The sequence below is a fragment of the Salinicola peritrichatus genome (assembly GCF_003206715.1).
Taxonomy (GTDB): Bacteria; Pseudomonadota; Gammaproteobacteria; order Pseudomonadales; family Halomonadaceae; genus Salinicola; species Salinicola peritrichatus.
The window spans coordinates 240916-255019 of sequence record NZ_PZJU01000008.1; the positions used below are offsets into that span (position 1 = coordinate 240916).

General features: G+C 65.0%; 10 protein-coding genes. 8 read left to right on the top strand and 2 right to left on the bottom strand.

Translation table 11 applies throughout. The annotated features are described in order from the left end of the window. Nucleotides 1-21: 21 nt before the first annotated feature. Genes DOM57_RS04820 through ccmI form a run of 4 tightly spaced genes read left to right on the top strand, consistent with a single transcriptional unit; the run spans nt 22 to nt 3924 of the window. Entirely contained in the window at nt 22-2046 is a 2025-nt protein-coding gene (locus tag DOM57_RS04820; RefSeq protein WP_110648084.1) for a heme lyase CcmF/NrfE family subunit, read from the top strand. After that, nucleotides 2043-2570, top strand: a complete 528-nt coding sequence (locus tag DOM57_RS04825) for a DsbE family thiol:disulfide interchange protein (RefSeq protein WP_110648085.1) — start codon at nt 2043-2045, stop codon at nt 2568-2570. Before DOM57_RS04820 ends, DOM57_RS04825 begins: the two co-directional genes overlap by 4 nt. Further along, nucleotides 2561-3049, top strand: coding sequence for a cytochrome c-type biogenesis protein (locus tag DOM57_RS04830; RefSeq protein ID WP_110648086.1), 489 nt, complete (start codon nt 2561-2563; stop codon nt 3047-3049). The genes DOM57_RS04825 and DOM57_RS04830 overlap by 10 nt, the downstream gene beginning before the upstream one ends. Beyond that, entirely contained in the window at nt 3046-3924 is an 879-nt protein-coding gene (gene ccmI, locus DOM57_RS04835) for a c-type cytochrome biogenesis protein CcmI (RefSeq protein WP_110648087.1), read from the top strand. The genes DOM57_RS04830 and ccmI overlap by 4 nt, the downstream gene beginning before the upstream one ends. A gap of 11 nt (nt 3925-3935) precedes the next feature. Here the strand turns inward: ccmI and DOM57_RS04840 are convergent, their stop codons facing one another. Beyond that, nucleotides 3936-4397, bottom strand: a complete 462-nt coding sequence (locus DOM57_RS04840; RefSeq protein ID WP_204352857.1) for a DUF6942 family protein — start codon at nt 4395-4397, stop codon at nt 3936-3938. 330 nt (nt 4398-4727) lie between these two features. Here DOM57_RS04840 and smc point away from each other — a divergent pair, with 330 nt between their 5' ends. The 4 genes from smc (at nt 4728) to DOM57_RS04860 (ending at nt 12286) form a co-directional block, all read left to right on the top strand. After that, nucleotides 4728-8234 carry a chromosome segregation protein SMC gene (smc, locus tag DOM57_RS04845; protein WP_110648089.1) on the top strand — a complete coding sequence of 1169 codons (3507 nt, stop codon included), beginning with the start codon at nt 4728-4730 and terminating at the stop codon, nt 8232-8234. A 210-nt stretch (nt 8235-8444) separates the two neighbouring features. Then, entirely contained in the window at nt 8445-9773 is a 1329-nt protein-coding gene (zipA, locus tag DOM57_RS04850) for a cell division protein ZipA (protein ID WP_110648090.1), read from the top strand. A gap of 208 nt (nt 9774-9981) precedes the next feature. Further along, complete coding sequence (gene ligA / locus DOM57_RS04855) at nt 9982-12012, top strand: NAD-dependent DNA ligase LigA (RefSeq protein ID WP_110648091.1); 2031 nt, start codon at nt 9982-9984, stop codon at nt 12010-12012. A gap of 1 nt (nt 12013) precedes the next feature. After that, the gene (locus DOM57_RS04860) at nt 12014-12286 is read left to right on the top strand and encodes a YheU family protein (protein WP_110648092.1); all 273 of its coding nucleotides are present in this window, start codon (nt 12014-12016) and stop codon (nt 12284-12286) included. Nucleotides 12287-12681: 395 nt separating this feature from the next. Here the strand turns inward: DOM57_RS04860 and DOM57_RS04865 are convergent, their stop codons facing one another. Next, nucleotides 12682-13998 (bottom strand): 2-hydroxycarboxylate transporter family protein, encoded by a 1317-nt coding sequence (locus tag DOM57_RS04865; RefSeq protein WP_110648093.1) that lies wholly within the window; start codon nt 13996-13998, stop codon nt 12682-12684. Nucleotides 13999-14104 lie beyond the last annotated feature (106 nt).

Sequence of the window (14104 nt, forward strand, 5' to 3'; positions counted from 1 at the left end):
GTATAAGGTGCGGGTAATTGCATGTTGATCCGAATTCTCCCCGAATTGGGACATTTCGCGCTGATTCTGGCGCTGGGAATGGCACTGCTGCAGGCGCTGGTGCCGCTGGCCGGGGCGACGACGCGCCGACCGCTGTGGATGGCGTTTGCCAAGCCCATGGTCCGGGGGCAATTCGCCTTCCTGGTGATCGCCTACCTGTGCCTGACCGCGAGCTTCGCGCTCGACGACTTCAGCGTCGCCTACGTCGCCGACAACTCCAACTCGCTGTTGCCCTGGTACTACAAGTTGAGCGCGGTTTGGGGCAGCCATGAAGGCTCGGTGCTGCTGTGGGTGCTGATTCTGGGAGGCTGGAGTTTCGCCGTGAGCCTGTTCTCGCGGCGCCTGCCGCAAGACATGCTGGCCCGCGTGCTCGGCGTGATGGGCTGGATCAGCAGCGGTTTTCTGCTGTTCATCCTGCTCACCTCCAACCCGTTCGAACGCCTGCTGCCCAACGTGCCGAGCGATGGCGCCGATCTCAATCCGCTGCTGCAGGACTTCGGCCTGATCGTGCATCCACCGATGCTCTACATGGGCTATGTCGGCTTCTCGGTGGTCTTCGCCTTTGCCATCGCGGCGCTGCTCGGCGGTCGCCTGGATGCGGCCTGGACCCGCTGGGCGCGGCCCTGGACCAACGTCGCCTGGGCCTTTCTGACCGTCGGAATCGCCCTGGGCAGCTGGTGGGCCTACTACGAACTGGGCTGGGGCGGCTGGTGGTTCTGGGATCCGGTCGAGAACGCCTCGCTGCTGCCGTGGCTGGCGGGCACCGCGCTGATCCATTCGCTGGCGGTGACCGAGAAGCGCGGCACCTTCAAGAACTGGACCGTGCTGCTGGCGATCTTCACCTTCTCGCTGTCGCTGCTCGGTACCTTCCTGGTGCGCTCGGGCGTGCTGACCTCGGTGCACGCCTTCGCCAACGACCCCTCCCGGGGCACCTTCATCCTGATCCTGCTCGGTGTCACCGTCGGTCTGTCGCTGTTGATCTTCGCCCTGCGCGCGCCCAGGGTGCAGTCGCTGTCGGGATTCGGCTGGCTATCGCGGGATTCGCTGCTGCTGATCAACAATATCCTGCTGGTGGTGATGACCGTGACGGTGCTGCTGGGTACGGTCTACCCGCTGCTGCTGGATGCGCTCGACCTGGGCAAGATCAGCGTCGGCCCGCCGTACTTCAACGCGCTGTTCGTGCCGCTGACGGCGTTGCTGTGTCTGTTCATGGGATTGGGGCCGCTGGCGCGCTGGAAACGCATGCCGGGGCGCGAGCTGGTGCGTCGATTGGCGCTGTCGGCGTTGCTGGCGGTGGTCATCGCCGCCGCTCTGCCGCTGCTCTATGGCGGCAGCTGGAGCCTTGGCGTGACGCTCGGGCTGCTGCTGGCGCTGTGGCTGGTGCTGTCATTGGTGCGCGACGTGCTCGACAAGAGTCGCAGCGCCCAGGGGCGCATGGCTGGGCTCGGGAAGCTCCGCCCTGCCTATTGGGGCATGGTACTCGGCCATTGCGGTCTGGCGGTGACCATCGTCGGCGTGGCGATGGTGACCCACTACAACGTCGAGCGTAACGTGCGCCTGGCGCCGGGCAAGAGCGTCGAGGTTGGCGGCTACCGCTTCGCCATGACGGATTTCAACGAGCACCGCGGGCCCAATTACGTCGCCGATACCGCGACCATCGAGGTGACGCGGCCGGGACGCTCCAGTTTCGTCATGCAGCCGGAAAAGCGCTTCTACCTCGCCAGCGGCATGCCGATGTCGGATGTCGCCCTGCGTCCCGGTCTGCTGATGGATCTCTACGTCGCCCTCGGTGAAGAGCTGGACGGCGGCGACTGGTCGTTGCGTATCCAGCTCAAGCCGTTCGTGCGCTGGCTGTGGCTGGGTGGGCTGATCATGGCCGCCGGTGGCATCCTTGCGGTGATCGATCGGCGTTATCGGCGCGAGTCGAAACGCTCGACGGTCGTCCGGGAGGACGCCGGCTCGGAAGCGATGCTCATCACCGCTGCTGCAGGGAAGGGAGCGCAATGAAACGTCGTTTGTTGCTGCTGATTCCGCTGCTGCTGTTCGCGGTGCTGGCGGTGTTTCTCTACCGCGGCTTGTCGAAGGACCCCGCGGCGCGGGACTCGGCGCTGCTGGCCAAGGCATTTCCGGCCTTCGATCTCTCGACCCTGGCCGACCCGGACAGGCGCCTGGATCGCTCACTGCTGCAAGGCCAGGTGACGCTGGTCAACGTCTGGGGCGAGTGGTGCCCGACCTGCAAGCAGGAGATGCCGCAACTGCTGGAGCTGGCCGAGCGCGGCGTGCGTCTGGTCGGCGTCGACTACAAGGATACCCGGGAAAACGGTCGCCAGTTCCTCGACGAGTTCGGCAACCCGTTCGAGGTCTCGCTGTTCGATCCCGAAGGCAGCCTCGGCTTCGACCTCGGCGTCTACGGGGCGCCGGAGAGCTTCCTGGTCGATGCCGAGGGCATTATCCGCTATCACCATACCGGCTACATCACGCCGCAGGACGTGGAGCAGGTGATCCTGCCCAGGGTGGAACGATGGCAATGATCCGCTGGCTGCTGCTGACCTTGCTGCTCGCTGCGGGCATGGCCCAGGCAGCGATCGAGGTTCAGGATTTCGACGATCCGTCGCTGGCCCAGCGTTATCAGGAGCTGACCTCGCGGCTGCGCTGTCCCAAGTGCCAGAACGAATCGATCGGCGCCTCCAACTCGCCGATCGCCGCCGACATGCGCGCGCATGTGGCACAACAACTGAAACGAGGGGCTAGTGACGCCGAAATCGAAGGCGCCATGGTCGATCGCTTCGGCGACTATGTGCTCTACGATCCGCGGCTCGAATCGCGGACCTGGCTGCTGTGGGGACTGCCTTTCGCGCTGATCGCGGTCGGCGGTGGCGTGATCGCCGTCTTCGTACGGCGTCGACGCCGTGGCCGTACCGCCGAGCTCGACGACGAGGAGCGCCGTCGCCTGGCCGCGCTGGTCTCCCGCCACGCCGACCCCGACGCTAGCAACAGGAAGCCCTCATGACACCACTATGGATCGGCATCGGCCTGCTGTTGCTGCTTGCGCTGTGGCTGACGTGGCTGCCGCTGCGGCGTGCCGCTGGCGTGCGGGATGCGCTGACGGCCTTCGAGGCGGACGATCGCAACAATGCCGAGAACGTCGCCATCTACCGCCAGCGGTTGGCGGCACTGGAGGCTGCGTTGGCGGAAGGGGAGATCGACCGGGAACGGTTTGCCGAGGATCGGGCCGAACTCGACCGGCGTCTGCTGGAAGACGCCGGTGGTGGCGGTCGTCGCCCGCTGGCCGCGGCCACGGCCGGTCGCTGGCTGCCGCTGCTGGCGGCGGCGCTGCTGGTCGGCGGTTCGCTGACGTTTTATGGCCTGACCGGGAGCCGCGACGATCTGGCGCTCTATCAGGTCGTGCAGCGGCTTTCGCACGCACCGCAGGAAACCCGTATCGCCGGGCTGGCGGCGGAAGCGCGGCGCCAGGGCGACAATCCCAAGGCGTGGGCCGAACTGTTTCCGCTCTACCGCGACGACGGACGGTTCGACAAGGCGATCGACGTGCTCGATCGGCTGATCGAGCTACAGGGACGCCAGCCGGCGTTGCTGGCGCAGCTGGCGCAGATGAAGTTCTTCGCCGCCGACCGCACGCTGACCGATGAGGTGCAGGCACTGGTCGACGAGACGCTCACCGCCGATCCGCGTCAGCCCACCGTGCTCGGGATGCTCGGCATCGACGCCTTCGACCACGCCCGTTACGCGCAGGCGATCGACTACTGGCGACGCGCCATGGCGGGTTATCAGGACGCCGAATCCGGCAAGGCGCTGCGCCAGGCGATCGACGTCGCCCGGCAGCGGCTGGCGGCCCAGCAGGGCGAGCCTGTTCCTTCCCGATAACCTCCGGGCGACTATTCCCTTTCAAAGCCCGCTTGCGCCAATGCCTGGCGGACCAGCCCGATCTTCCGGTCGCTGAACTGGCGATAGTCGGGGTAGGGCGTCAGCAGCAGCTTGTGCTCGGTGTCGATGAAGAGATCGTCGCTGCCGGCCAGTGGCGTGATCGTGCTTGGCAAGTCGTCGAAGCGGGCTTGGTTCGCCTTGCCGCCGATCCAGTGCCAGGCATCGTTCGGTAGCAGGGCAGGCGTGAAGCACAGCGCAATCCGGTCGAAGAAATGCTTGTCGCGAAAGCCGCGCCAATCCGCGTCGGGTGCCGCGATCTTGGCGGCGATGGTGACGATCTTGCGCCAATGGTTGGAGTTGTGGGCAATCAGCCGCTCGGCGGTGGGCATCTGTCGGTACTGCTCGATACCCTGTGGAAGATGGGGCAGGTAGAGCACCAGCCTTGGCAGCGTACTGCCCAACGTGTCGCTCATGATGGGATAACGGTCCGATGACGAGAGGAATCGGCAGTCTAGGGTGTGTCGACCCTATGCGCCACGAGCCGCGTTGCTGCGCCGAATGCGTCCGCGCAAGGCGCGGGACGCCGATAAGCAGCGGGCCCGGCGTGGCCTGCGTGGGGATGGCTGCGGGGGCCCGCCGTCCTGCTCGTTCTCGCCGCCGTCTTGCTGAAGGCCACGTTCTTCCACTGGGACACTGGATATCGAACAAACGCTGCCGTAGGCTCTGCCGGAACCTGCTCGGCCGCGGCGTGGCTCATGCCCGCCCGGCCGGGTCGAATCGGTAGCAGGAGTGTTTCCGCCCGCATGCGTCTCAAGTCCATCAAACTGGCCGGCTTCAAGTCGTTCGTCGATCCGGTGACGGTGCCGTTCGATGGCAACATGACCGCCATCGTCGGACCCAACGGCTGCGGCAAGTCCAACGTCATCGATGCCGTGCGCTGGGTGATGGGCGAGTCCTCGGCCAAGACGTTGCGCGGCGAATCGATGACCGATGTCATCTTCAACGGCTCCACCGGCCGCGCGCCGGTCGGACAGGCCTCGATCGAACTCACCTTCGACAACCGCGACGGCGGCCTCGGCGGCGCCTACGCCGGCTATAACGAGATCGCGGTCAAGCGCCTGGTCACCCGCGATGCCCAGTCCACGTACTTCCTCAACGGCCAGAAATGCCGTCGTCGCGACATTGCCGATATCTTTCTCGGCACCGGGCTGGGGCCGCGCTCCTACGCGATCATCGGCCAGGGCATGATTTCGCGGCTGGTCGAGGCGCGCCCTGAAGAGCTGCGTCACACGCTGGAAGAGGCGGCCGGTATCTCCAAGTACAAGGAGCGCCGGCGCGAGACCGAAAATCGCCTGCGCCGCACCCAGGAGAACCTCGAACGCCTCGACGACATCCGCGAGGAACTCGACAAGCAGCTGGAGCGGCTCAAGCGTCAGGCCGAGGCGGCCAAGCGCTACCGCAACCTGAAGGAGGAGGAGCGCCGGCTGCGGGGCGAACTGGCGCTGTTGCGGGAGCGGGCGCTGCGTGCCCAGCAGGAGGAAGAGGCCGCGCGGGTGCGCGACTACGAAACCCAGGTCGAGCGCGAAGTGCTCGGCTTGCGCCAGTGCGAAACGCGCCTGGCCGAAGGGCGCGAGACTCACGACGAGGTCGCGGCCGAGCTGGAGCGGCATCAGGCCGCTTTCTACCAGACCGGCGCCGACATCGCCCGGCTCGAGCAGTCGCTGGAGCACGCTCGCCAGCGCGACCAGCAGCTCGGTGCCGATCTCGAGAGCGCCCGGCGCGAACGCGATGCCCTGGCCCAGCTGGCCGCGCAGGATGACGAACGCCGGGAGACGCTGGACGCACGTCTGGAAACCCTGCTGCCCGATGTCGAGATCGCCGACGAGACCGTGTTGACACTGGAGGCGGAACTCGAGACGGCAGAGTCCGAAGCCCGGGAACGTCAGGCACAGTGGGAGAATTTCAGCGGGCAGGAGCGAGATGCCCGGCATCGTGCCGAGCGCGAACAGGAGTCGATTCAGCACCTGGAACGTCAGCTCGAGACGCTGGGCCGCGAGATCGAGCGCTATCGACAACAACAGGCCGAGTTGCCGGACGTCAGCGCACTCGAAGCCGAGCGCGAGGCGTTGCGGGAGTCGCTGGCGGTGCTCGACGAGCGCCAGCAAACCCTGGAGATCCGGCGCGAGGAGCGCCAGCAAAGCCGCGAGGAAGCCCGTCGCTCGCTGCAGCAATGGCAGGCCGAGCGCGAAAGCCTGCGCGAACGCCATCATCGTTGCCAAGGCGAGATCGCCTCGCTCGAGGCGCTGATCGAAGCGGCATTGGAGGACGGTGAAGCCAGCCTGGCCGACCAACTGGGCGATCACCCGCTGGCATCGGCGCCTCGGGTGGCCGAGCGGCTGGATGTCGAGTCCGGCTGGGAGCGCACCGTGGCCTGGGTACTGGCACCGTGGCTCAAGGCACGGCTGATGGATCTCGATGCCGCACGCGAGCCGCTCCAGCATCTCAACAGCGGCGAGCTGCCGGTGGTCGAGGCCTCCGGGACGACCGAAGCCGCGCCGGCGGATTCCCTGGCCGCCAGGACCCGGGGCGCTGGCGCGCTCGCCGCGCTGCTGGCGACGATCCGCTGCGCCGAGGATGCCGATGACGCCTGGCGCCGGCAGCCGATGCTGGCGCCGGGAGAGAGCGTGATCACTGCCGAGGGCCTGTGGCTGGGCCCGGGGTGGGCGCGTCGCCTGGGCCGGGACGATGTCGACAGCGACAGCGTGCTGCTGCAGCGTCAGCGTCGCGACAACCTGCAGGAAGAGCTGGTGACCCTGGATCGACACCTGGCCGAGTTCGATGAGCGTTTGCGCCAGTGCGAGGAGGCGATCGAGAACAACGAAGCGGCGCTGGAGTCCTTGCGCCAGGACGAGGTTCAGCTTTCGCGACAACGTCAGCAGCAATCGACCCAACTGGCGACGCTGGATGGCCGGCTCGAACATGTCGCCTCGCGTGCCCGCGATCTCGACGAGGCGCTTGGCGAACGCCGGGAACGGATGGAGACGTCGCGGCTGGAACTGGAGAGCGCGCGCGAGCGTTGGCAACAGGCGCTGGAACAAGTCGAGACGCAGACCTCGCAGCGCGAGGATCTCGAGGCGGCGCGGCGTCAGGCGCAGGAGCGTGTGAGCGCGTTGCGCCAGCAGCAGCAGCAGGCGCGTCAGCGGCAGCAGGAACTGGCACTGGAACGCCAGCGTCTCGAGACCCAGCGCGGCGAGCTAGAACAGCAGTCCGAACGCAGCCGGACGCAACTGGCGAGTCTGGACGAGCGCTGTGAACTGCTGATGGCCCAGCGCGAAACGCTCAACGAGCCGGACGACGAACAGCGCGAACGACTCGAGGTACTGCTCGAGCAGCGCACCCACCAGGAAGCCACGCTCAACCGCTGCCGGGACCGAGCCAACCAGATCGGCGAAAGCCTGCGTCAGGCCGAGATCGAGCGTCAGCAGCACGAACGCAATCTGGAAGGATTGCGCCAGCGCCTGCAGGAGGCCCGCCTGCAGGTACAGGCGCTCACGCTCAAGGCCGACGCACAGAAGGAGCAGTTGGACGAGCAGCAGCACGATGTCGATGCGCTGCTCGCGGCGCTCGACCCCAACGCCACCGAATCGGCCTGGCAGACCCGGCTGGAGGAGACCGGCGAGCGCATCCGCCGGCTCGGTGCCATCAACCTGGCAGCGATCGAGGAGTACGAGCAGCAGGCCGAGCGACGCGACTACCTGGAAGCCCAGCACGCCGAACTGAGCGAGGCGATCGAAACCCTGGAGCGGGCGATCAAGCGTATCGACCAGGAGACACGGACCCGTTTCCGGCAGACTTTCGATGAAGTCAATCAGGGACTGATGACGCTTTTTCCGCGAGTCTTCGGCGGCGGGGCCGCATGGTTGACGCTGATGGGGGAGGATTTGCTGGAAACCGGCGTGGCGATCATGGCGCGTCCCCCTGGTAAGAAAAACAGCACCATTCATCTGCTGTCGGGAGGCGAAAAAGCCCTCACGGCACTTTCCTTGGTATTTGCCATCTTCCAACTCAATCCGGCACCTTTTTGCATGCTCGACGAGGTCGATGCGCCACTCGACGATGCCAATGTCGGCCGCTATGCGAAACTGGTTAAAGAGATGTCGGAGAGCGTGCAGTTCATCTTCATCACCCACAACAAGATCGCGATGGAAGCCGCCGAACGCTTGATGGGTGTCACCATGCAGGAGCCCGGAGTGTCCCGTCTGGTTTCGGTTGGTGTCGACGAGGCGGCATCGATGGCGGAGGCCTCCTGAACTTGTCGAAAATAGCCAAACCGGCTAGCGACGTAATAGGATGTCTCTCATTAGGGAAAATTGAAGGGCGATTGCTGGTGGCCAAAAACTTTACTTGACAAAGAAAAAAAGTGGCCCATTTTTGAAAAATCACGCTATGCTAGGGCCGACATGCCTTAGGCATGTTGTCCTCTTCTAGCACAGTGGCACCGCGAACAGGCAAGACGACCCATGGAACTAAGAGAGTGGCTGATCATCCTAGGGCTGGTTTTGGTGGCGACCATCGTGATCGATGGCTTCCGTCGCCTTCAGCGCCAACGTCGGGTTCCGCGCCTTGATCGGGCGATCGGAGAGAGCGGAACGGACGCCGGATCCGAGACGGATCCGGAAGAGGCGGCCCGTGAGGCCGAGATCAACTGGGAACTGCCCAATGGAGGGGCCCGTGTCGTTCGGCCGGCGACGTTCGAACGCAGCGGAAGCGGCTCGGAACCGGTCAGGCCCTCGGCGCCGAAGCGCCAGGAGCGAATCCCGGACGAGGAACTGCAGCGCAGCGTTCTCAACCGCAAGTCGCGTTCCTCCTTCGCCGGCATGCAGAAGAACGTCAAGAGCGCCATGCGCGCTGGCGCCAAGCGTGTCAGCGAATCGGCCCAGTGGCTGAACCACAAGCGCGACGAGCCGGAACGCGGCGGCGAAGAGGACCGTGCCCCGCAGGCGGCTCGCCGTGATACGCCCGCGGCCGGATATGAAACGCCCTTGGCTGGTCATGAAACGCCTGAGGCTAATCATGAAGAGCCGAAGCCGAGCTCTCGCCAGCCGCTCGGGGAAACTCGTGTGGAGCCGCGAGTCGAGGCGGATGCGGTTCCGGAAGGCCTGCAGATCACCACGCTGACGCCGCATGAGGAAGATGACTGGGCTCCGCAGGCAGAGAGCGAAGCGCATGGGGCGGCCGATCCGGGCTATGTCGAGCCGCCTTCCACCGAGTCCGTGGCTCAGGTCGAGTCCGAGGTGCCGGTGGAAGAGCCGGCGCCGCGCCACGACGTGGTCACGCAGCACCCAGCGGTCGAACGCGCCAAGCGCCATCATGTCAGCGCCGCGCGGGCTCGCGAGACGCTGGCGCACGCCGAGGAAGTCATCGTCATCAGCGTGCTGGCGCGTACCGAGGACGGTTTCGACGGTACCACCTTGCTCAACCTGATGCTCGCTTGCGGGCTGCGATTCAGCGAGATGGGTATCTTCCATCGCTACGAAACCGAATCGAGCGACAGCGAACTGCAGTTCTCGATGGTCAATGTGCTCAAACCCGGCGTATTCGATCTCGACAACATGCAGAACATCGTTACCCCGGGTGTCACCTTCCTGATGCCGTTGCCGGGTGCCAATGATACTTCGGCCGCCTTCGAAGCGATGCTGGAAACGGCCATGGTATTGGTGCGCAACCTCGGCGGCGAGCTGAAAGACGAGAACCACAGCGTGATGACCGCGCAGACCATCGAGTTCGCCCGCCAGCGCGTGCAGGAGTTCGAGCGTCGTCATCGACTGCATCGTTACCAAGCCAACTGAGCCTTCAGCATCCAACTGAGAGCCTTCAGCGTCCAACTGAGAGCCTTCAGCGTCCAATTAAGAGCCGTCAGCGTTCGGTGTCAGCGACGGGGCCTTCGGGCCCCGTCGTCGTTTCCGTCACGGTTATGATCGTGGCGATCGGGCGGCGGCCTCTTGCGCCTTCCGCTACAATGCCTGTCACTTATTCGCAGCGATCGAATCGAGCATCATGAGCCAGATCCCCCCAGCGACCCGTCAGCGGGTCGAGGCCCTACGCCAGCAGTTGGAAGACGCCAATTATCATTACTACGTCGAGGACGACCCGCAGATCACCGATGCGGAATACGACAAGTTGCTGCGTGAGCTGCAGCAACTCGAGGTGGATCATCCTGAACTGGCGACGCCCGACTCCCCGACGCAGCGGGTGGGGGCACCACCGGCCGACCGCTTCGAGGAAGTGACTCATGCGGTGCCGATGTTGTCGCTCGACAATGCTTTCAGCGAGGAAGAGCTTCACGCTTTCGTCAGGCGGGCGGCCGACAAGCTGGAACGCGACGGCGAGTCGCTGGTTTTCTGCTGCGAGCCCAAGCTCGATGGCCTGGCGGTGTCGCTGGTGTACGAGAACGGTCGGCTGGTGCAGGGCGCGACCCGCGGCGATGGCCGCACCGGTGAGGACGTCACGCTCAATCTGCGCACGATCCATTCGATTCCGCTCAAGCTGCGCGGAAGATCGGTCCCATCCCTGATCGAGGTGCGCGGCGAGGTTTACATGCGCCACTCCGGCTTCGAGGCACTCAATCAGCGCGCGCGAGAGAATGGCGAAAAGGTCTTCGCCAACCCGCGCAATGCCGCCGCCGGCAGTCTGCGTCAGCTCGACTCATCGATCGCCGCCAAACGGCCATTGGAGTTCTGCGCCTACCAGGTCGCGCGGCTGGAAGGCGAGGACGATGCCCAGTCCCACTCCGATTACCTGAAGCGGCTGCGCCAACTGGGGTTCCGGACCAGCCCGTTGCTCGCCGTGGTCAAGGGGGCGAGCGGCGTGCTCGATTTCTGCCGTGAGCTGGGCGAACAGCGCGTGGGCCTCGACTACGACATCGACGGCGCGGTGCTCAAGGTCGACAGCCTACGCGATCAGCGCGAGCTGGGGTTCGTTTCCCGCGCGCCGCGCTGGGCCATCGCCTACAAGTATCCGGCGCAGGAGCAGACCACCACGCTCAACGACGTCGCCTTCCAGGTCGGTCGCGTCGGCACGCTGACCCCCGTGGCCAAGCTGGAGCCGGTTCAGGTCGCCGGGGTCACCGTTTCCAACGCCACGCTGCACAACATGGACGAGATCGAACGTCTGGGCGTACGTATCGGCGATACCGTCATCGTGCGCCGTGCCGGTGACGTCATTCCGCAGATCGTCGGCGTGGTCGCATCGAAGCGTCCGGCCGAGACCCGCGCCATCGAGCTGCCTAGCAAGTGTCCGGTTTGCGGCTCCCAGGTAGAGCGGCTCGCAGGCGAGGTCGCGGCGCGCTGCTCCGGCGGACTGTTCTGCCCGGCCCAGCGCAAGGAGGCGCTCAAGCATTTCGCCAGCCGGCGCGCGCTGGACATCGACGGCCTGGGCGAAAAGCTGATCGATCTGCTGGTCGAGCGCGAGTGGGTCAAGACACCGGCGGATCTGTTCCGGCTCGATGCCGCATCGCTGGCCGAACTGCCACGCCTGGCGGAGAAGTCCGCCAACAACCTGGTCAACGCACTGCAAGCGGCCAAGCAGACCACTCTGGCACGTTTCATCTACGCCATCGGCATTCGTGAGGTCGGCGAGGCCACGGCGGCCAACCTGGCGCGCCATTTCGGCTCGCTCAAGGCGCTGCGCGAAGCATCGCTGGAAGCACTGGAGTCGGTCGCCGACGTCGGTCCGGTGGTCGCGCGTCACATTCACACCTTCTTCCGCCAGGAACACAACCAGGAGACCCTGGACGATTTGATCGCCGTTGGCGTGACCTGGGAAGAAGCGCATATCGGCGAGCGTCCGCAGCCGCTGGCGGGGCAGACCTGGGTGCTCACCGGCAGCCTCGAGAGCATGACCCGCGACGAAGGCAAGGAACGGCTCCAGGCCCTCGGTGCCAAGGTTGCCGGCAGCGTATCGAAGAAGACCGCCACCGTGGTCGCCGGCCCCGGCGCCGGCAGCAAGCTGGATAAGGCCGAGGAACTCGGCGTCGAGGTGATCGACGAGGCCGCCTTCCTGGAGCGTCTGGCCGAATGGGAGGCATGAAATGAGCGGACGCTTCGTCGAGGTTCCCCATCGCATGTTGCCGGCGGAGACGCTGGATGCGCTGCTGGAAACCTTTGTCACCCGCCAGGGCTACGACACCACCGATGTCGCAACGGACATGCATGACTGGGTGCGGGATCTCAAGCGCCAGCTCGAGCGCGGCGAGTTGTTGATCGTCCACGACCTACAGACCGAGAGCACCGAGGTGATGACGCTGGCCCAGTGGCGCAGTTTCGGGCGGGATCTGGCCGATGATGAAGAAGAAGGTGACTAGCTACCGGTAGAAAGTGCTGGACGCTGCTGATCAAGCCACAATGGAGGAATTTCCCACCCTATGACACCTTCCAGAACGGCGCTGAACGATTGAGCGATGAACCGGGGCTTGCGACATGGATGTCGCAAGAGGCGCGTTGGGCAGGATGCCCTTTCGCGCCGACCCGAGTTCAGCGCTCGGGCGTTCAGGGTTTCGCCGTCTGTGGTGTCAAAAAGGGGAGCGCGAGGGGCTTGCCCCTCGCAATAACGAGCAAAAGGGTGGTTGAGGCTCGGTCAGTGGTAGGCTGATTCTGCTGGAATGCGTTGCCTCGGCAACATGGGATTTAGCGCCCAACCAAAACGGCGCCTCCGTTCTTGAGAACAGGGCGCCGTTTCCGTTTCCGCGGGGCTGCTACGTCAGGTAAACAGCATCGGCACCGCGATACTCGAAATCAGCAGGATCAGCGCACCGCCGAGTCGCGAGGAGATCTGCGCGAACGGCATCAGTTGCATGCGTTTGGCGGCGGAGAGCACGGCGACGTCGCCGGTGCCGCCCATGTTGGCCATGCACAGGCCGGCGGTGATCGCCGACTCGATCGGGTAGAAGCCGACCAGCTTGCCGACCAGGCCTGCGCCGAACGCCGCGCCGGCGACGACGGCGAAGACGATCAGCACATAGATGATGGAGATCGCATCGATGACCTGGCCGAGATCGGTATAAGCGATGCCGATGCCGAACAGCAGGGCGAAGGTCCAGTTCTTGGCGACGAACTGGAACCACTGCGAGGCCGCGTCATTGATGAACTCCGGCACGATGTTGGTGATTTTGAGCACGGCGACCAGAATGATCATCAGCGCGTAGGGATGCAGCGGGATGAAGTCACCCAGGATCTGACCGGCGACGAAGAAGGTCAGCGCGGCGACGACGCCGATGCCGAGTTTGGACAGGTCCAAGTTGCTCTCTTTCTCCTCGATTTCCACACCCGGCATCATCTGGCCGTTGCCGGTCAGGCTTGGCATACGCTTGGCGAGGCCATTGAGCAGGCCGGCGATGATGATCGCGAAGACGTTGCCGAGCGCCAGCGCCGGTACCAGGACAGAGATGTAGTAGCTGGCCGGTTGGCCAAGCAGCTGCTCATAGATCTGGCTCATCGGTACCGCGCCGGCACCCATGCCGCCACCCAGGATAGGCAGGGTAATGACCACCACCGCGTCCTGGGCCGAGAAGCCGAGCAGCCAGCCGACGGCAACGGCGAATAGCGCCGCGAACAGAACGGCGAAGATCAGCGGCAGAGCATAGCGCGAACCGACCTTGACCAGTACCCGAGAGTCCATGCCGAGGATGCTGCCGGTGATCAGCGCGGCGATATAGAAGTTGAGGAAGCCGCCACCTTTCATGAACTGGGTGACGTTATCAGCCACGCCGCTCGGCAGCCACTGGACATAAACCAGCGCGGCGGCGCCGAACAGGGCGAGAATCGCGCCGCCGCCGAGATAGCTTCTGACGATCGGCAGGCGATCGCCGATGAAGCCCAGCAACTCACCCAGCAGCATCATCACCAGCAACGCACCGATCATGCCGGTGGGGAGGGTGTCGGTCGCCATGGAAATGATCAGAGCGGCGGTGGCGATAGCGAAAAGCGGTAACGGAATGCCGAATATCGGCGTCGACAGCCAGTGGTGGCTCCGGCGCTCGGCTCCGGCGTGAACATGTTGTGTCACGGTTGAGGTCATGGTTGGTTCCCCAAGGATTCTCGCCCGAAAGGCGGCAAACGGAATTCACGCCCGAAGGGCAGTACGCGAAGAGGATAAAAGCTTGGCGAGGCTGACCAAATTTTCG

Coding starts and splice junctions, on each gene's coding strand:
- DOM57_RS04820 (WP_110648084.1), top strand. CDS start 22: ATGTTGATCCGAATTCTCCCCGAATTGGGACATTTCGCGCTGATTCTG.
- DOM57_RS04825 (WP_110648085.1), top strand. CDS start 2,043: ATGAAACGTCGTTTGTTGCTGCTGATTCCGCTGCTGCTGTTCGCGGTG.
- DOM57_RS04830 (WP_110648086.1), top strand. CDS start 2,561: ATGGCAATGATCCGCTGGCTGCTGCTGACCTTGCTGCTCGCTGCGGGC.
- ccmI (WP_110648087.1), top strand. CDS start 3,046: ATGACACCACTATGGATCGGCATCGGCCTGCTGTTGCTGCTTGCGCTG.
- DOM57_RS04840 (WP_204352857.1), bottom strand. CDS start 4,397: ATGAGCGACACGTTGGGCAGTACGCTGCCAAGGCTGGTGCTCTACCTG.
- smc (WP_110648089.1), top strand. CDS start 4,728: ATGCGTCTCAAGTCCATCAAACTGGCCGGCTTCAAGTCGTTCGTCGAT.
- zipA (WP_110648090.1), top strand. CDS start 8,445: ATGGAACTAAGAGAGTGGCTGATCATCCTAGGGCTGGTTTTGGTGGCG.
- ligA (WP_110648091.1), top strand. CDS start 9,982: ATGAGCCAGATCCCCCCAGCGACCCGTCAGCGGGTCGAGGCCCTACGC.
- DOM57_RS04860 (WP_110648092.1), top strand. CDS start 12,014: ATGAGCGGACGCTTCGTCGAGGTTCCCCATCGCATGTTGCCGGCGGAG.
- DOM57_RS04865 (WP_110648093.1), bottom strand. CDS start 13,998: ATGACCTCAACCGTGACACAACATGTTCACGCCGGAGCCGAGCGCCGG.